This window comes from Acidovorax sp. GW821-FHT10E04, assembly GCF_059415185.1.
In genome coordinates, this window is sequence record NZ_JBWKMT010000003.1 from 698,574 (window position 1) to 716,201 (window position 17,628).

Sequence of the window (17,628 nt, forward strand, 5' to 3'; positions counted from 1 at the left end):
CCGGGCATCGCGCTGCCGTGGGATGGGGAAAGGTGCGGGGCACCGCGCTCGCGGCGCGGAACCCGCAACTGCACTTCATGCTAGTCGGGGCCGCACCCGATGTAAAACGCGAGCTGTCACCTGCGAAACTCGGTGCGTGCCCGCGAAGGCCCGCCAGCGCGGTCTTCAGCGGTAGACCGCGGTCTCGATGCGGGCCACGATCTCTATCAGCCGCGGCCTCACCGCATCGAGCAGAAAATCCTGCGGGACATTGAACGCGGGCCCGCCGCAGTTGATCACCATGGGCGGCAGCCCGCCCCCCGGCTGAAACCCGCGGGCGATCGCATTGACGTTCTTCTGCCAGTCACCGAACGACGTTGCCACGGACAGGCCGCGGTAGTCCTGCAGCGCCTGGTCGATGCCTAGCTGCACCTGCGGCCACGCGGTTTCGTCGCGGCCCTGGATCTGGGCCAGCACCGCGCTGCGCTCCTTGGCCGGCACGGCGGCGAGCCAGGCGCGCCCCATGGCGGACGTGGCCAGCGAGATGCGCGAGCCCACGTCCAGGCTGAGCGTGTGCAGGGCCGCGCTGCGGCAGTTCTCGACATAGATCATCGACAGGCGGTCCCGGGTGCCCATCGACACCTCGGCGCCCGCGAAGTCGGCCAGTTCCTGCATCAGCGGGCGCGCGACCTGGCGCACGTCCAGGCGCACCAGCATCGAACTGCCCAGCGACAGCGTGGCGGTGCCCAGGCGGTACTTGCCGCAGGCCTCCACGTGGATGAGGTAGCCCAGCCGGGTGAGGGTGGCGGTCAGGCGCGACACGGTGGATTTGGGCAGGCGGCAGCGTTGCGCGATCTCCTGGTTGCCCAGGAGCTTGTCGCCCGCGCGAAAGCAGGCCAGCACCTCCAGGCCCCGGGCCAGCGCCGTCACGAAGTGCCGGTCCTGGGGAGGCCGCGCCAGGGGCGCGCGGGGAGTGTGGGCAGGGCGGGGCGGCGGCATGGGCGCATTATGGCGATGCGGTTCCAGGGGCCTGCCTGGCGCCGGGCGGCCACTGTGGGAGCGCACCTACCTGCACAGCGGTGATCCGCGCATGGACGCAACGGCCTTGCGGCCTTAGGCTGTGGCGATGAACGTGCGCCCGACAGTCCAACGCCTCCTCCTGCCTTTTCAAGCCCTTTGGCGGCTGCTGCAGCCCTTCTGGCGCGCGGCCCAGATGTGGCTGGATGCCGACGGGCTGCGCATGAGCGCGGCCATGTCCTTCTACGGCATGCTCAGCCTCGCGCCCCTGCTGCTGCTGCTGGTGGGCGTGCTGGGCTGGTGGATGGACCGCAGCTATCTGGAGAGCAATCTCATCGCGCAGGTGCAGGCGGTGATGGGCCAGCAGGTGGCCGACGTGGTGCGGCAGGCGCTGGCCAGCGCGCAGGCTCCCAGCGAAGGGCGGCTGGCTTCCCTGGTGGGTTTTGTGGTGCTGGTGTCGGGGGCCACCGGGGTGTTCGTGGAACTGCAGTCGGCGCTGGAGCATCTCTGGCGCGGCGGCGGGCCGGTGCCGCAGCGGGCGGCCTGGTGGCGCATGGCCTCGCTGCGCCTGCGGGGGCTGGCCTATGTGTTGGCGCTGGGGTTCCTGCTGCTGGTGTCGCTGGCCCTGTCCACGCTGATCCACCTGCTGGCGGGCTGGGCCGGGGCGCACCTGTCGTTCGCGCCGCTCGCGCCCGTCATGCAGGTCGTCAACGAAGCCGTCGCCTTCGGCTTTGCCGTGGCGTTGTTCGTGGGCCTGATGCGCATCGGCGCGGGGGCCAAGCCGCCCGCACGCTGCATCATGGCCGGGGCCGTGGTGGGCGCCACGCTGTTCACGGTGGGCAAGCAGCTGCTGGCCTGGTACCTGTCCACCGCGGCCGTGGTGTCGGCCTATGGCGCGGCCGGGTCGCTGGTGGTGCTGCTGATGTGGATCTACTTCTCGTCCGCCGTCCTCTTGTTTTCCGCGAGCTGCGCCCGGGCGTTCCAGGAGCTGGGCGCCTTGCCCGCGCAGCGGGGGCGCCTGCACGTGCCGCAGTAAGGCCTGAGGCCGGCGGTGCCGAGGGTGCCTTCCCCGCGCGCTCAGGCGGAAATGTGCAGCTGGGCGTCCAGGCCCAGCGTGCGGGCGAGCGTCAGCGCGTTCCCGGGCGCATGGGTCTTCATGGTGTTGTCGAAGAAGCAGAACACATTGCGCGCGGCCATGGCGGCGGGGCCGGCGTCTTCTGCGCAGAGCAGCCGCACGTCGGGCGGCACGCCGCCGGCGGCCCACGCGCGGATGCGCCCGGCCCAGGCCGCCAGCCGCGCATCGCTGTAGCCGCTCGCGTACAGCTCCTGGGCGCCGTGCAGGCGCAGGTACATGAAGTCCGCCGTCACATCGCCCACCTCGGGCCAGCGGCCCGCCGTGTCCGCCACCACGAGCGCCACGCCGTGGCGGCGCAGCAGCGCCACCGTCGCCGGCTGGCAGAAGCTCGCGTGGCGTACCTCGAGGGCGTGGCGCATCCGCATCGGGGCCACGGGGCCCAGCCATTCCTTGCCCCGCATGCGGTCCTCGCGTTCATGGGCAAGGCGGGCTGCGGCCTCGGTGTCGTGCGGCAGGTGGCCCAGGAAGGCATCGAGCAGTGCTTCCTCGAAGGCCAGGCTTGGCGGCAGCTGCCACAGGATGGGCCCGAGCTTGCAGCCCAGGGCCAGCGGCCCCGACGCCATGAAGTTCGCGATGGCCGCGCGGGCGTCGCGCAGCCGCAGGACGTGGGTGATGTACCGCGGGGCCTTCACCGTGAAGACGAAGCCCTCGGGGGTGTCGGCGGCCCAGCGCCCATAGCTGGACGGGCGCTGCAGCGCATAGAAGGAGCCGTTGAGCTCGATGCTGGGGAACTGCCGCGACGCGAATTCCAGCTCCCGCGCCTGGGTGAGGCCCGGGGGGTAGAAGCTGCCGCGCCAGGGCGGATAGCGCCAGCCGGATATCCCGATGCGGATCTGTGCCGCAGCCATCGCCATCGTGAGCCTCCTTTCTTTCCGCATCCGCGCGGCGCACGGGCCGACGGCCAGCATAGGCGGCCGTTTGCGCGGGCACAACCCGGGTGCTTGCCACCCTTTGGCGCCGGGAGTTCGCGTGCCGCCCTGCCGCTGCAGCGCAAAGAAGAATGTGTAAACAGGTTCTTACGTCCTTTACAGAGGCTACGCCCGGATTCCCGGTACTGCCGGGTACGCTGGCAGCCACCGTCCAGAACCTTCTGGACCTTTCGGAGAACAGCCATGAGCCTCATCGTTTCACCTTCCAATACCACCCGCTCCCTGGCCGCCGCGCCCGTGGGGACCTTCGGCGCGGCGCCCTCCCTCAAGTGGCTGTGGGCGGCCATCGGGGTGCTCGGCGTGAGCGTGGTCGCGCTGGGTACGACCCTGGTGGTGCAGAACGCGGGGCCGTCCGCGGCCGACGCGCCGCCGCTGGCCGCTGCCGCGCAGCCCGCCAACGGTGCGCCAGGGGCTGCCACGCCCCCGCAGTCCTACCAGGCACCACCGCCCGTGGGCAACAGGAACGTTGCCATCCACAGCGCGGCCAACCAGCCGCCGGCCTTGGCGCAGGGGTATGCCGAGCCGTCCCGGCAGCCGCAACAGCAGCTGCAACAACAACCGCTGCGCACCGCCGCGCAGGCACCTGTGTGCGCCACCTGTGGCCGTGTCGAGTCCGTCCAGGCCGTGCAGCAGGCGGCACCCGCCACCGGCGTGGGGGCGGTCGCGGGCGGGGTGCTGGGGGCGGTGGTGGGCAACCAGGTGGGCAAGGGCTCGGGCCGCACGGCGGCCACCGTGCTGGGTGCCGTGGGCGGTGGCTATGTCGGCCACAAGGTCGAAGAGCGCACGCGCACGCAGACGGTCTACCAGATCGCCGTGCGCATGGAAGACGGCTCCGTGCGGCGTTTCACGCGCGCGCAGCCCCCAGCCGTGGGCACGCCCGTGGTGCTGCAGGGCAAGGGCTTCCGCGTGGACGACGGTGCCGCCACGCGGGCGGCAGAGCCCTATCCACGCCCGCAGCCCGGCGCCGTGCGCGTGGCGGACACATATTGATCCACCTCGTTTCCAATGCAAAAAAAGCCCGCTGCCAGCGGGCTTTTTCATGGGCCGGGGGTGGGCTACAGCACCACGGGGATCTCGGTGGCCGGCGGCGTGTTGCGGCTGCGGCCGCAGCGCACCAGGCCGTCGATCATCACCATGCCGATGCCGGGGATGTCGCCGAGCTGCACGCTTTCGAGCAGCGTGGCGCCCGCCGTGTGCTGGGCGCGGTCCATGAACACGAAATCCGCCGCGCGGCCCGGCTCGATCAGCCCGCAGTTCAGGTTGCGGATGCGCGCCGTGTTGCCCGTGGCAAAGCAGAACACCAGCTCGGCGGGAATGTCGGCGAAGCTGGAGATCAGGGCGATCATGCGCAGCATGCCCAGCGGCTGCACGCCCGAGCCCGCGGGCCCGTCGGTGCCCAGGATCACGCGGTGCGGGCACTTGAGCTCGATGGCCGCGCGCGCGGCCTGGATGGCGATCTTCTCGTTGCCGTTGTGCACCAGCTCGATGGCGCGCGAGGACTTCTCGCACAGCTCGCACACATGCTTCCAGGGCAGGGAGGTGTGGCCGCCATTGATGTGGCCGATCACATCCGCATCGGCCTCCAGCACCACGTCCTTGTCGATGAGGCCCGAGCCCGGAATGGACGGCCCGCCCGTGTGGATGGTGCTCTGGATGCCGTGCTTGCGTGCCCAGGCCACCATCTGCTGGGCTTCGTAGCCGGCCTTGACGGAGCCCAGGCCCACCTCGCCCAGCAGCGTCACGCCCGCGTCGGCCAGGTCCTTGAAGTCCTGCTCGGTCATGCCCTTCTCGATGACGGGGGCGCCCGCGATCACCTTCACGCCGCCGGGGCGGAAATTGTCGAACGAGCGCTGCGCGGTGATGGCCAGTGCCTTGAGCCCCACGATGTCCTTGGGGCGGCCCGGCAGGTGCACTTCGCCGGCCGAGACCATGGTGGTCACGCCGCCGTTCATGGTGGAGTCGATCCAGCCGATCTGGTTTTGCCGCGGCGTCCAGTCGCCAAAGACCGGGTGCACGTGGCTGTCGATCAGGCCGGGGGCGACGCAGGTCTTGCGCGCGTCGATCACGGTCTGCGCGTGTTCGGTGTCGCAGTCCTTCTCGCGGCCCACGGCCATGATGAGGCCATCATGAACGACGATGGTGTCGGCATCCAGGATGGGGCGGTCCAGGTCGCCCGACAACAAAAGACCGATGTTCTTGATGACCACTTTGCCCGACTTGCCGCCGGCTGCTGCTTCTGCCATGGATTCTCCTCGTGGGTGGGGGTTCGGGCCCGTTGCGGCCCTCGCTCAGAAAATCGTTGTGTCCGGTGCGTCCTGCGTTTGCCGTACTACTTGCGGAGGTGCGTGCCGAAGATCTTCGGACCTTCGGCCGTCACTTGCCCTTGGGTAGGCTGGGGCCCGGCGCCACGGTGCGCAGCACGCTGTCGATGACGAAGGACTCCCAGTGCGCCAGCGCATCGGGCGTCTCCAGGTCTTCGCCCAGAAAGGCCGACAGCGTGTGGCGGTTGGACATGTAGAAGTAGCCCGTGGCGGCGATCAGCAGGTACACGTCGCGCGCCGACACGTCCTTGCGGAACAGGCCTTGTGCCTGGCCGCTCTCCAGCACGCGGCGGATCACCTCGATGGCGGGCGACGAGTATTCGCGGGCCCGCATCGACTTGGAGATGTGCTTGCCCTTGTGCAGGTTTTCCGTGTTGAGCAGCGTGATGAACTCGGGGTTCTTGCGGTAGTAGCCCACCACGAAGCGGATCACCGCCTGCAGCGCCTCGACCGGCTTGGCGGTGTCCAGGTCGAGCTTGGACTCCGCATCGTTCATGCGCCGGTATGTTTCCTCCAGCACCTCGATGAACAGGCCTTCCTTGCTGCCGAAGTAGTAGTAGATCATCCGGTCGAATGACTTGGCGGCCTTGGAGATCTTCTCCACGCTGCCACCTTCGTAGCCATAGCGCGCAAACACCTTGGTCGCTGCTTTCAGGATGTTGTCGCGCGTGGTCTGCGCCGCCAGTTCGCGCACCCCCGTCTTTCGGGCGGAAGGGGAGCGGGTGGACGCCGTCCGGGTCTTGGTGGGTGTGGCAGACATGGATGATCCAGGTGAGAAGGGCCGGCCCCGCGGGGCCGGCCGGGGGTCACTGCTCCGCGAAGGCGCGTTCGATCACGAAGTCGCCGGGCTTCGTGGTGTTGCCTTCCTTGAAGCCGCGCTCTTCCATCATGTGCTTGAGGTCGCGCAGCATTTCGGGGCTGCCGCAGATCATCACGCGGTCTTCCGCAGGGTTCAGCGCCGGCAGGCCCAGGTCGCGCGCCAGCTGGCCGTTCTCGATCACGGTGGTCACGCGGCCCTGGTGCTTGAATGGCTCGCGGGTGACGGTGGGGTAGTACTTGAGCTGCTTGCTCACGATCTCGCCCAGGAACTCGTGCTGCGGCAGTTCCTGCGTGATGTAGTCGTGATAGGCCAGCTCCTTCACCTCGCGCACGCCGTGCACCAGGATGACTTCCTCGAACTTCTCGTACGTTTCGGGGTCCCGGATCAGGCTCAGGAACGGTGCCACGCCCGTGCCCGTGGAGAACATGTACAGCCGCTTGGCGGGCAGGAGGTAGTCGATCAGCAGGGTGCCGGTGGGCTTCTTGCCCACCACGATGTGGTCGCCCACCTTGATGTGCTGCAGGCGCGAGGTCAGCGGGCCGTCGGGCACCTTGATGGACAGGAACTCCAGGTGTTCCTCGTAGTTGGGGCTCACGATGCTGTAGGCGCGCAGCAGGGGTTTGCCGTTTTCCCCGCGCAGGCCGATCATCGTGAAATGGCCGTTGGAAAAGCGCAGGGCGGTGTCGCGCGTGGTGGTGAAGGAGAAAAGTCGGTCTGTCCAGTGGTGGACCGTCAGGACGCGTTCTTCGAGAAAGGCGCTCATGGTGCTTGGGTCGGGAAAGTTGAAGAAAACAGGGGAAAACTGGCTGAAGTCCGCTCCCGGAGCGCGTCAGAACGCGATATCCAGGCCGGAAAGCTTGTGGCTCACAACCCTCCATTGTTCCGCATCTGGAAGTGGAGGCTTTCTTTTGGTGATTGTGGGCAGGCCCGGGGCCAGGTTTTTGTTGAATTCCAGGAAGGCAGCGAACTCCGCCGGCAGGTCCGTGTCCGCGTAGATGGCATTGGCCGGGCATTCGGGAATGCACACCGCGCAATCGATGCACTCGTCGGGATCGATCACCAGGAATTGCGGCCCTTCCTTGAAGCAGTCGACCGGGCATACGTCGACGCAATCGGTGTACTTGCACCGAATGCATGCGTCAGTGACAACGTGCGTCATATTGGGGCTCCTCATGCACCTTTTCGGGGGGTGCGAAAACACCATTGCGGACCATGGATGATTACGCTACATTCGCGATAAATGTAGTGATCACAACATTTAAGTTAAGTGAATGCTACACAAAATGCACTGAGCGTACAAGCATTTGAAAAGATGCAATGAATGGGCCGCACGATGACTGAACACACCAAGACCGATGGGCTTCCGGGCATGGATGCGCCGGATCTGCCGCAGGTGCTCGAGCGCGCCCGGCCCCGCAATGAGCGCATGAACGCGGCCAAGGTCGAGTGCAATGCGTGCCCGGTGCTGTGCCAGATTTCCGAGGGCCGCGCGGGGGCGTGCGACCGCTACGCCAACCACGCCGGGGTGCTGGTGCGGCTGGACCCGGTGGTGGTGCTGCGCAAGACCCTGGAGGCCGGCGAGGCCACGCTGGTGCCGTTCGCGGCGCGGGCCCAGGCCGCGCAGCAGAGCGGTGCGGATGCCGCCGCAAGCGATGCGGGGAGCGCGCCTTGCACACCGCCCGCGCCCTGGTCGGGCGACCTGCTGCTGAGCGAAGAGGTCTTCGTGACGGGCGTGGGTTCGTCCACCACCTATCCTGACTACAAACCCGCGCCGTTCATCGTGGGCTCCCAGGTGCAGGGCGTGGACATGGTGACCGTGGTCACCGAAGGCATCTTCAGCTACTGCAGCTTCAAGGTGAAGATCGACACCGACCGCTTCCTCGGCTCCGAGCAGGCCAATGTGCGCTGCAAGGGCGAGGTGGTGGGCCACGTGACCACGGCGGAATACGGCTCGCAGATGCTGTCGCTCGGCGGCGTGCACCACCTGACCGGCGGCACCAAGAAGGAAGGCCGCGTCACCGCCGAGATGATGCAGCTGCTGGGCAACAAGCAGGCCGTGGAGTTCACCATCGACGGCGGCTCGCAGCTCGTGATCCAGGCCGGGCGCGCGCCCATCGTCAACGGCGTGGCCGAGCAGCGCATGCGCGTGGGCTGCGGCTCGGCCGCCATCGGCATCTTCGCGCGCCAGTTTTTCGGCCATGCGGATGAGGTGGTGGTGGTGGACGACCACATCACCGGCGTGTTGACCGAGCACCAGGCTGGGCGCTGCCTGGACATGAAGTCCTCTGGCATCCAGATGCGCGGGCGAAAGTCCACGCCGGGGCGCTATTTCCAGGTGGCGAATCCGGGAACGGGCTGGGGCGGCACCGATATTGCCGACCCGCTGGCCATCATCGAAGGCTGGGACCCCGAGGTGGCATGGCCCGGCCTGCGCCTGCTCATGACATCCACCACGGGCGAGCATGCCTGCTGGTATGTGCTGGACGGGCAACTGAACCCGGTGGAGGCGCAGATGCCTTCCGAAGTGCGCCGCATCGTGGACCGCATCGGCGAGAACTGCGAGCCCTCGCTGGCTTCGGTGCTTTTCCTCGGCGGCGCGGGCGGCAGCCTGCGTGCCGGCGTCACCGAGAACCCCGTGCTGCTCACCCGCTCCATCAAGAATGCGCTGGTCAATGTGACCTGCGGCGGCGCGCCGGCCTATGTGTGGCCCGGTGGCGGCATCACCGTGATGGCCGATGTGCTGCGCATGCCCGACAACAGCTTTGGCACCGTGCCCACGCCCGCCATCGTGGCGCCCATCGAATTCAGCATGCGCCGCACCGACTACGAAGCACTGGGCGGCCATGCGGGGCAGATCCGCAGCCTGCGCGAGGTGCTGGAGCACGGCGCGTGGCACAACGACGGCGCGCCCCAGGCGCTGGCATGGCAGACGCTGCCGTCCGCCAACCCCTGGCCGCTGGGGCGCCCGCCCCTGCTGGGCTGAGCGGCACCGCCATGCAAGCCTGCCGCAATCCCCTGTCCGACGGCCGCTGGCATTTCCAGCACGGGCCCATGGATCTCGTCATCCAGGCGGAGGGCGCAGCCGATGCCGTGGCCCGGGCCCATGAGCGTGCCTGGGCGCGTTTCGAGGGTCTGCTGCAGGAACTGGTGGACGAGCTGCCCGCCCTGCGCGCGCCGGTGGAGGGGGGCGCCTGTCCCCTGCGCGGCGTGGTCGCGCGCCGCATGTGGACGGCCTGCAGGCCGTACCGCGCAGGCTTCATCACCGCGATGGCTGCGGTCGCGGGGTCGGTGGCGCAGGAGATCCTCGGGTGCTATGCCCAGGACGGCATTGGGCGGGCCTGGGTCAACAATGGCGGAGACATCGCGCTGCACCTGGCCCCCGGGCAGTCGGCCACCGTGGGGGTGTATTCCGACATCGCCGCGCTGGACGCCGCGCAATGGCGCCACGGGCTGGTCCTGGACGGGAAGATTCGCATCGACAGCGCCATGCCCGTGCGCGGCGTGGCCACCAGCGGCTGGCGCGGGCGCAGCCACTCGCTGGGCATTGCCGACAGCGTCACGGTGCTGGCCCGCACGGCGGCCGAGGCCGACGCCGCGGCCACGATCGTGGCCAATGCCGTCAATGTGGATGACGAACGCATCCTGCGCATGCCGGCATGGCGGGTCCGCGATGACAGCGATCTGGGTGCCATTCCTGTCACAGTGGATGTTCCGCCATTGCCTGCCGGGCTCGCGCATCGCGCGCTGGGGCAGGGGCTGCAAAAGGCGCAAGAATTGCAGGCACAGGGCCTGCTGTGGTTCGCCCTGCTCGCCTGCCAGGGCCAGTTCGTGGCCACCGCGGCGGCGCAGCCAGCGGCGGATGGCATGGCGCTGCCGGTGGAAATGGCGCCGCAGGCAGAAGTTGGTTCGGTATTTGCTTAACGAATTGCACAGGTTTCCAAAATGATCCAGATACGACGTGTTTTCACCCATCTCGAGGAAGTCCGGCATGAATTCGGGCCCGTGGCCGATGTGCCGCTGCTGCGCGGCGCCATCGGCGCGGTGCTGACAAACCCCTATTCCGGCCGGTATGAGCCGGACATCCTCCCGATGATGGACGCCCTGCAGGATGTGGGGCTGGACATGGCCCAGCGGCTGCTCAAGGCCATGGCCGTGCCCGCCGAGCGCATCGCGACCTACGGCAAGGGCGCCATCGTCGGGGCCGCCGGCGAGCTGGAGCATGGCGCGCTGTGGCACGTGCCCGGCGGCTATGCCATGCGCGAGCTGCTGGGCTGGAAGGGCGACCGCAACGCCTATGCCAAGGGCCAGGCGGAAAAGAAGACCGGGCAGCCCGCCAATGCCCTGTCCATTGTGCCTTCCACCAAGAAGGTCGGCGGCCCCGGCGCGGCGCTGGATGTTCCGCTCACCCACATCAACGCCAGCTACGTGCGCAGCCACTTCGATGCCATCGAGGTGCGCGTTCCCGGAGCGCCCGCGTCCGATGAAATCGTCTTCATCCTCGCCATGACCACGGGCGCGCGCATCCACGCCCGCGTCGGCGGGCTCAAGGCCGCCGACATCAGCCAATGGGACGGCCTGCGCTGAAGGCGCCAGGCCCACTGCCGCATCCACAAGAAAACCAAGGAGCAACACATGCCAGCCAAGATCCGGAAAATCGTTGTCCAGACGGATGAAGTCCGCGTGGAGATGGGGCGCGACGTGCAGCCCCCCGTGCGCAAGGCCCTCGCCATGGCCGTGATCGACAACCCCTTTGCGGGCCGCTATGTCGAGAACCTCGACGAGCTGGTGGCCATCGGCGAGGAGCTGGGGGCCCTGCTGGGCGCCCGCTGCGTCGCCGCGCTGGGCATCGAGCCGGGCCAGGCGCAGAGCTATGGCAAGGCCGCCATCGTGGGCGAGGCGGGGGAACTGGAGCACGCCGCCGCCATCCTGCACCCCAAGCTGGGCGCCCCGCTGCGCGTGGCGGTGGAAAAAGGCGCCGCGCTGGTGCCGTCGAGCAAGAAGATCGGTGGCCTGGGCACGGCCATCGACGTGCCCCTGGGCCACAAGGACGCGGCCTACGTGCGCAGCCATTTCGACGCCATGGAGGCCCGCGTGGCAGACGCGCCGCGGGCCAACGAAATCGTCGTCGCCGTCGTCGTGACGGACGGCGGCCGGCCGCTGCCCCGCGTGGGCGGCCTCAAGGCGTCCGAAATCCAGGGTACGGACGGGCTGCGCTGAGCGCGGTCCCCGGCACTACCATCACCCACCACCATCCCCCCTGTCTCCCCAACCCACCTTTCAGGAGTTTCCCCATGACGATGCGACGAAACCTCATGCGTGCCACGGCTGCGGCCGCGCTGGCCATCACGCTGGCCCCTGTGCACGCCCAGGATGTCATCAAGATTGGCGAGATCAACAGCTACAAGGCGCAGCCCGCCTTCCTGGAGCCCTACAAGAAAGGCATGGAGCTGGCCGTTGACGAGATCAATGCCGCGGGCGGCGTGCTGGGCAAGAAGGTCCAGCTGGTCATCCGCGATGACAACGGCAACCCCGGCGACGCGGTCCGGGCCGCCGAGGAGCTGGTGTCCCGCGAGAAGGTCGATGTGCTCACGGGGTCCTTCCTGTCGCACGTGGGGCTGGCGCTGACGGACTTCGCCAAGCAAAAGAAATTCTTCTTTCTGGCCGGCGAGCCGCTGACCGACAAGATCGTGTGGCAGAACGGCAACCGCTACACCTACCGCCTGCGCCCCTCCACGTACATGCAGGTGTCGATGATGGTGCCCGAGGCCGTCGCCCTGAAGAAGAAGCGCTGGGCGCTGGTCTACCCCAACTATGAATACGGCCAGTCGGCCGTGGCCACCTTCAAGCAGCTGCTCAAGGCGGCCCAGCCGGACGTGGAATTCGTCGTCGAGCAGGCGCCGCCGCTGGGCAAGGTCGACTCGGGCAGCGTGGTGCAGGCCCTGGCCGATGCCAAGCCCGATGCGATCTTCAACGTGCTTTTCGGTGCCGACCTCTCCAAGTTCGTGCGCGAAGGCAACACGCGGGGCCTGTTCAAGGACCGTGAGGTGGTCAGCCTGCTGACGGGCGAACCGGAGTACATGGACCCGCTCAAGGACGAGGCGCCCAACGGCTGGATCGTCACGGGATATCCCTGGTACGGCATCCAGACGCCCGAGCACAAGGCCTTCCAGACGGCCTACCAGGGCAAGTTCAACGACTACCCGCGCCTGGGCTCCATCGTGGGCTACAGCGCCATCAAGTCGCTGGCCGAGGGCATGAAGAAAGCCGGCTCCACCGACACCGAAAAGCTCGTGGTCGCGTTCAAGGGCCTGCAGGTGCCCACACCCTTCGGCCCCATCGTCTACCGGGCCGAAGACAACCAGTCCACCATGGGCGGCTACGTGGGCCGCACCAAGAACGAGGGCGGCAAGGGCGTGATGGTGAACTACCGCTACGTGGATGGCAGCAAGGTGCAGCCCAGCAACGACGAAGTCAAGAAGATGCGCCCCGCGGATTGAGTCGCAACCCTCCCTGAGACGCTTCGCGTCTTCCCCCTTCTGCCGTGCTGTGCGCGGGAAGGGGGCGCCGCCCCCGCTGCGGGGCGGCCCTTGCTCGGCTGCCCTGGCCTGGGGTGCGCCAGTTTCATAGGCTGTGGGCGGCGCGTAGGTAGCGCCGTGGAGACCTGAGATGGGTTTTTCGAGTTTTATCGTTCAGCTGCTCAACGGATTGGCGGGGGCTTCCTCGCTGTTCCTGGTGGGCGCCGGGCTCTCGCTGATCTTCGGCGTCACGCGCATCGTGAATTTCGCGCATGGCTCGTTCTTCATGGTGGGCATCTACGTCGCCTACTCGCTGGTGGCCAAGCTGGGCACGGGCCTGGGTTTCTGGCCAGCGCTGCTGCTGTCGGCCGTGGTGGTCGGCGCGCTCGGCGCCCTGGTCGAGGTGGTGCTGCTGCGCCGCATCTACAAGGCGCCCGAACTGTTCCAGCTGCTGGCCACCTTCGCGCTCGTGCTGGTGATCAAGGATGCCGCGCTCTGGATCTGGGGCCCCGAGGAGCTGCTCGGCCCGCGCGCGCCGGGCCTGTCGGGCTCGGTGGACATCCTGGGGCGGCAATTCCCCTCGTACGACCTGTTCCTGATCGTGGTGGGGCCGGTGGTGCTGGGCCTTTTGTGGCTGCTGCTCACCCGCACCCGCTGGGGCACGCTGGTGCGCGCCGCCACGCAGGACCGCGAGATGGTCAGCGCGCTGGGCGTGAACCAGGCCTGGCTGTTCACGGCGGTGTTCGCGCTCGGCGCCCTGCTGGCGGGCCTGGGTGGCGCGCTGCAGCTACCGCGCGAACCCGCCACGCTGGAGATGGACCTGAACACCATCGGCGCCGCGTTCGTGGTGGTGGTGGTGGGCGGCATGGGGTCCATCCCGGGCGCCTATGTGGCGGCCCTGCTGATCGCGGAGATCAAGGCCGTGTGCATCTGGCTGGGCGTGGTGGAGATCCTCGGCTACAGCGTCTCCTTTTCCAAGCTCACCCTGGTGGTGGAGTTCCTCGTGATGGCGGTGGTGCTGGTGGTGCGCCCCTGGGGACTGATGGGCCGTCCGCAGGGCGTGAGCCGCAACACGGGCCTGCCGGAGACACCGCTGCGCGCGCCCGACCGCTGGTTCAAGCTCGGCGGCGTGGCCCTGGTGGCCGTGCTGGTGCTGCTGCCGCTGCTCACGGCCGGCTCGCCGTACCTCACCGTGCTGTTCATCGACCTCTTGATCGCCGCGCTGTTCGCGGCCAGCCTGCACTTCATCATGGGCCCGGCGGGCATGCACTCGTTCGGCCATGCGGCCTACTTTGGCCTGGGGGCCTACGCGGCGGCGCTGCTGGTGCGCTCTGCGGGCATTCCCATGGAGCTGGCCCTGGTGCTGGCACCGCTCGCGGCCGCGGCGGGCGCGCTCATCTACGGCTGGTTCTGCGTGCGGCTGTCGGGTGTGTACCTGGCCATGCTCACGCTGGCCTTCGCGCAGATCACCTGGGCCATCTGCTACCAGTGGGATGGCTTCACCGGCGGCAGCAACGGCCTCACCGGCGTGTGGCCGGCGGCCTGGCTGTCGGACAAGCGCAACTACTACTACCTCACGCTGGCACTGGTCGTGGGGGGCGTGCTGCTGCTGCGCCGCATCCTGTTCTCGCCGTTCGGCTATGCGCTGCGCGCAGGCCGTGATTCGGTGCTGCGTGCCGATGCCATCGGCATCGACGTCAAGCGCATGCAGTGGACGGCCTTCGTGATCGCCGGGCTGTTCGCGGGCTTGGGCGGCGCGCTGTTCGCGTTTTCCAAGGGCAGCATCTCGCCCGAGACGCTGCACGTGGGCCGATCGGTCGATGGCCTGGTGATGGTGCTGCTGGGCGGCATCCAGACACTCGCGGGCCCCGTGGTGGGCGCCGTCACGTTCACCTGGCTGCACGACACCGTGGCGCGCAACACCGACTACTGGCGCGCCATGCTGGGCGCCATCATCCTGATCCTGGTGCTGCTGTTCCCCCAGGGCATTGCGGGGGCCATCAAGCAGCTCTTCGACAACCGGCGCGAAGCCGATATCAACAAGCAGGAGGGCAAGGCATGAGCTTGCTCAAAGTCACGGGCCTGGGCAAGTCCTTTGGCGGCGTCAAGGCCGTCGATGGCATCCATTTCGAGCTGGCCGCCGGCGAACTGCTGGCACTCATCGGCCCCAACGGCGCCGGCAAGTCCACCACCTTCAACATGGTCAACGGCCAGCTGGCGGCGGACGCGGGCTCGATCCAGCTCCACGGCCAGGAGCTCGTGGGCCGCAAGCCGCGCGACATCTGGCGCATGGGCGTGGGCCGCACCTTCCAGATCGCAGAAACCTTCGCCTCCCTCACCGTGGTGGAGAACGTGCAGATGGCGCTGATCTCCCACGACAGCCGCCTTTTCGCGATGTGGCGCAAGGCGGCCGACCACAAGCGAGAAGAAGCCCTGGCGCTGCTGGACCAGGTGGGCATGAAGTCCCAGGCCGACCGCCCCTGCAGCGTGCTGGCCTATGGCGATGTGAAGCGCGTGGAGCTGGCCATCGCCATGGCCAACGCGCCCAAGCTGCTGCTCATGGACGAGCCCACGGCCGGCATGGCGCCCAAGGAGCGCAACGAACTCATGGCGCTCACCAAGCAGCTCGTGATCGACCGCGGCATGGCCGTGCTGTTCACCGAGCACAGCATGGACGTGGTGTTCGCGTACGCCGACCGCATGATCGTGCTGGCGCGCGGGCGGCTCATCGCCGAGGGCAAGCCCCTGGAGCTGCGCGACCACCCCAAGGTGCAGGAGGTGTACTTCGGCACCGGCAAGACCTTCGAGAAGAAAACGGCAGCCGCTGCTGCGGAGGCCGCATGAGCATGACGACCAACGAACCCAAAGAAGTGCTGCTGCAGGCCCAAGGGCTGCAGGCCTGGTACGGCGCCGCGCAGATCCTGTACGACGTCGACCTGGAAGTGCGCCGCGGCGAGGTCGTGGCCCTGATGGGCCGCAACGGCGCGGGCAAGTCCACCACGCTCAAGACGCTGATGGGCATGCTCGCCAAGCGCAAGGGCCAGATCCGGTTCATGGGCCAGGACATCTCCAAAAGCGACCCGCACGATGCGGCGCGCCTGGGCCTGGGCTTCGTGCCCGAGGACCGCCGCGTGTTCACCGACCTCACGGTGATGGAAAACCTGGAGGTGGGGCGCCAGCCCGCCCGCAGCTGGCCCGATGGCACGGCAGCCCCGGTGTGGACACCCGAGCGTCTCTTCAAGCTGTTCCCCAACCTGGGCGAAATGCCCCAGCGCCCGGGCGGGCGCATGAGCGGCGGCGAACAGCAGATGCTGACCGTGGCCCGCACGCTCATGGGCAACCCCTACCTGGTGCTGCTGGACGAACCCTCCGAAGGCGTGGCGCCTGTGATCGTGGAGCAGATGGCGCACATGATCCTGGAGCTCAAGGAACAGGGCGTGAGCATCCTGCTGTCCGAGCAGAACATGCACTTTGCCGAACTGGTGTCCGACCGCGCCTATGTGCTGGAGAAGGGGCAGATCCGCTACCAGGCCACGATGGCGGAGCTGGCGGCGAACGAAGAGGTTCGCCGCGCCTACCTCAGCGTATAGCACCATGGCCGCTGCCCGCCCGCCCATGGCGCGGCCAGGGCCCGGGGTGGCGGCTATGACGGATTCACAACACCTCGCGGAAATGGTTGCACAGCCGCTTCGCTTGCAGGGAAACTTGCGCCTTTGATGTAAGGAGCGTTTCATGAAGTTTCGTGGGATGGAGGATGGGAGCATCGACCGCCGGGTGGTGCTGACGGCCCTGGCCGCCGCCGCTCTGGGAGCCGCTGGCCCGGCAGCGGCCGAGACCGGGGTGACGGACACCCGCATCAAGGTGGGGCAGTCGGCCGTTTTCACGGGGCCGGCCAAGGATTTCGGGGTGGACTACAAGGCCGGCATCGTGCTGGCGTTCGACAAGGCCAACAAGACCGGCGGGGTGCACGGGCGTGCGCTGGAACTCGTCTCGCACGACGACGCCTATGAGCCCAAGAAGACCGCCGAGAACACCACGCGCCTCATCGAGGAGGACAAGGTGTTCGCGCTGATCGGCTACGTGGCCACGGGCAACCTGATCGCGGCCATGCCCATCGCCGAGAAGGCGGGCGTGCCCATGTTCGCGCCGCTGGTGGGCACGACCTCGTTCCGCACCAACCACAACCGCCACCTGTTCCACGTGCGCGCCAGCTACGAGACCGAGCTGCGCAAGATCGTGGGCCACCTGGCCACCCTGGGCATCAACAACATTGCCGTCATCTACCAGAACAGCGCGTTCGGCAAGTCCAACCTCGAGACCTGCCTGCAGATCGCGCAGGGCCTGAAGGTGAAGGTGGTGGAATCCGTGCCCATGGAGATCGCCGCCACCGACGCCAAGCCCCAGGTTGCCACGCTCACCAAGGCCCAGCCCGGTGCCGTGGTGATGATCATGGCCGGCAAGATGGTGGAAGTGTTCCTGCGCGACTACCGTGCCAGCGGCAGCGCGGCGCCGCTGTACACCATCTCCGTCGGCATCACCGACGCGCCGGGATCTGCGCAGCGCCTGAACGGCGGCATCGAAGGGCTGGTGACCGCCAGCATCGTGCCGTCGCCCCAGTCCAGCCGCATGCCCATCGTGGCGGACTACCGCAAGGACCGCGCGGACGCCGGCGAGAAGATCGACAGCTACACCATGCTGGAAGGCTACATCGCCGCGCGCGTGTTCGTCGAAGGCCTCAGGCGCGCGGGCCGCAACCTCACGCGCGATGGCTTCATCAAGGCCATGGAGGACATGGGGACGACCAAGCTCGGCGACTTCCCGCTGCAATACGGCCCGGGCAACCACAATGGCTCCAACTTCGTGGACCTGGAGATGTACACGCGCTCGGGCACCTTGAAGCGCTGAAGGCCAG

General features: G+C 68.0%; 17 protein-coding genes. 11 read left to right on the plus strand and 6 right to left on the minus strand.

Annotated features, from left to right (window positions below):
* Positions 1–165: 165 nt before the first annotated feature.
* Positions 166–978: an IclR family transcriptional regulator gene (locus AC07OC_RS12560; protein WP_218296574.1), complete on the minus strand. Its 813-nt coding sequence runs from the start codon at positions 976–978 to the stop codon at positions 166–168.
* Between the two features lie 127 nt (positions 979–1,105).
* Here AC07OC_RS12560 and AC07OC_RS12565 point away from each other — a divergent pair, with 127 nt between their 5' ends.
* A complete protein-coding gene (locus AC07OC_RS12565) occupies positions 1,106–2,032 on the plus strand; it encodes a YihY/virulence factor BrkB family protein (protein ID WP_218296575.1) in 927 nt (308 codons plus the stop codon).
* A gap of 41 nt (positions 2,033–2,073) precedes the next feature.
* Here AC07OC_RS12565 and AC07OC_RS12570 read toward each other — a convergent pair whose 3' ends face one another.
* Positions 2,074–2,985, minus strand: a complete 912-nt coding sequence (locus AC07OC_RS12570) for a DUF72 domain-containing protein (protein ID WP_494601297.1) — start codon at positions 2,983–2,985, stop codon at positions 2,074–2,076.
* A gap of 258 nt (positions 2,986–3,243) precedes the next feature.
* Between AC07OC_RS12570 and AC07OC_RS12575 the strand changes: the two genes are divergently transcribed.
* Positions 3,244–4,050, plus strand: a complete 807-nt coding sequence (locus AC07OC_RS12575; protein WP_218339183.1) for an outer membrane lipoprotein — start codon at positions 3,244–3,246, stop codon at positions 4,048–4,050.
* Positions 4,051–4,115: 65 nt separating this feature from the next.
* On the opposite strand, the gene AC07OC_RS12580 is transcribed toward AC07OC_RS12575, so the two are convergent.
* The 4 genes from AC07OC_RS12580 to fdxA form a co-directional block, all read right to left on the minus strand.
* A complete protein-coding gene (locus AC07OC_RS12580; protein ID WP_218339182.1) occupies positions 4,116–5,303 on the minus strand; it encodes an amidohydrolase family protein in 1,188 nt (395 codons plus the stop codon).
* Positions 5,304–5,433: 130 nt separating this feature from the next.
* On the minus strand, positions 5,434–6,141 hold the full coding sequence (locus AC07OC_RS12585; protein ID WP_218339181.1) for a TetR/AcrR family transcriptional regulator: 708 nt from the start codon (positions 6,139–6,141) through the stop codon (positions 5,434–5,436).
* 46 nt (positions 6,142–6,187) lie between these two features.
* Positions 6,188–6,964 (minus strand): ferredoxin--NADP reductase, encoded by a 777-nt coding sequence (locus tag AC07OC_RS12590; RefSeq protein ID WP_218296579.1) that lies wholly within the window; start codon positions 6,962–6,964, stop codon positions 6,188–6,190.
* 66 nt (positions 6,965–7,030) lie between these two features.
* The gene (gene fdxA / locus AC07OC_RS12595; protein ID WP_218296580.1) at positions 7,031–7,360 is read right to left on the minus strand and encodes a ferredoxin FdxA; all 330 of its coding nucleotides are present in this window, start codon (positions 7,358–7,360) and stop codon (positions 7,031–7,033) included.
* A 174-nt stretch (positions 7,361–7,534) separates the two neighbouring features.
* On the opposite strand from fdxA, the gene AC07OC_RS12600 reads away from it, so the two are divergent.
* The 9 genes from AC07OC_RS12600 to AC07OC_RS12640 all read left to right on the plus strand — a co-directional run bounded on the left by AC07OC_RS12600 (position 7,535) and on the right by AC07OC_RS12640 (position 17,621).
* Positions 7,535–9,184, plus strand: coding sequence for a 6-hydroxynicotinate reductase (locus AC07OC_RS12600; protein WP_218339180.1), 1,650 nt, complete (start codon positions 7,535–7,537; stop codon positions 9,182–9,184).
* An 11-nt stretch (positions 9,185–9,195) separates the two neighbouring features.
* Positions 9,196–10,122: a UPF0280 family protein gene (locus tag AC07OC_RS12605; RefSeq protein WP_494601300.1), complete on the plus strand. Its 927-nt coding sequence runs from the start codon at positions 9,196–9,198 to the stop codon at positions 10,120–10,122.
* Between the two features lie 21 nt (positions 10,123–10,143).
* Complete coding sequence (locus tag AC07OC_RS12610) at positions 10,144–10,785, plus strand: amino acid synthesis family protein (protein ID WP_218296583.1); 642 nt, start codon at positions 10,144–10,146, stop codon at positions 10,783–10,785.
* Between the two features lie 48 nt (positions 10,786–10,833).
* On the plus strand, positions 10,834–11,418 hold the full coding sequence (locus AC07OC_RS12615) for an amino acid synthesis family protein (protein ID WP_494601302.1): 585 nt from the start codon (positions 10,834–10,836) through the stop codon (positions 11,416–11,418).
* A gap of 74 nt (positions 11,419–11,492) precedes the next feature.
* Complete coding sequence (locus AC07OC_RS12620; protein WP_218296585.1) at positions 11,493–12,698, plus strand: ABC transporter substrate-binding protein; 1,206 nt, start codon at positions 11,493–11,495, stop codon at positions 12,696–12,698.
* Positions 12,699–12,867: 169 nt separating this feature from the next.
* The gene (locus AC07OC_RS12625) at positions 12,868–14,778 is read left to right on the plus strand and encodes an ABC transporter permease (protein ID WP_218296586.1); all 1,911 of its coding nucleotides are present in this window, start codon (positions 12,868–12,870) and stop codon (positions 14,776–14,778) included.
* Positions 14,775–15,560 carry an ABC transporter ATP-binding protein gene (locus AC07OC_RS12630; protein WP_218296587.1) on the plus strand — a complete coding sequence of 262 codons (786 nt, stop codon included), beginning with the start codon at positions 14,775–14,777 and terminating at the stop codon, positions 15,558–15,560. Before AC07OC_RS12625 ends, AC07OC_RS12630 begins: the two co-directional genes overlap by 4 nt.
* Positions 15,561–15,562: 2 nt before the next feature.
* Positions 15,563–16,306: an ABC transporter ATP-binding protein gene (locus AC07OC_RS12635; protein ID WP_494601436.1), complete on the plus strand. Its 744-nt coding sequence runs from the start codon at positions 15,563–15,565 to the stop codon at positions 16,304–16,306.
* Positions 16,307–16,448: 142 nt separating this feature from the next.
* Entirely contained in the window at positions 16,449–17,621 is a 1,173-nt protein-coding gene (locus tag AC07OC_RS12640; RefSeq protein ID WP_218296589.1) for an ABC transporter substrate-binding protein, read from the plus strand.
* The last annotated feature ends 7 nt before the right edge of the window (positions 17,622–17,628 follow it).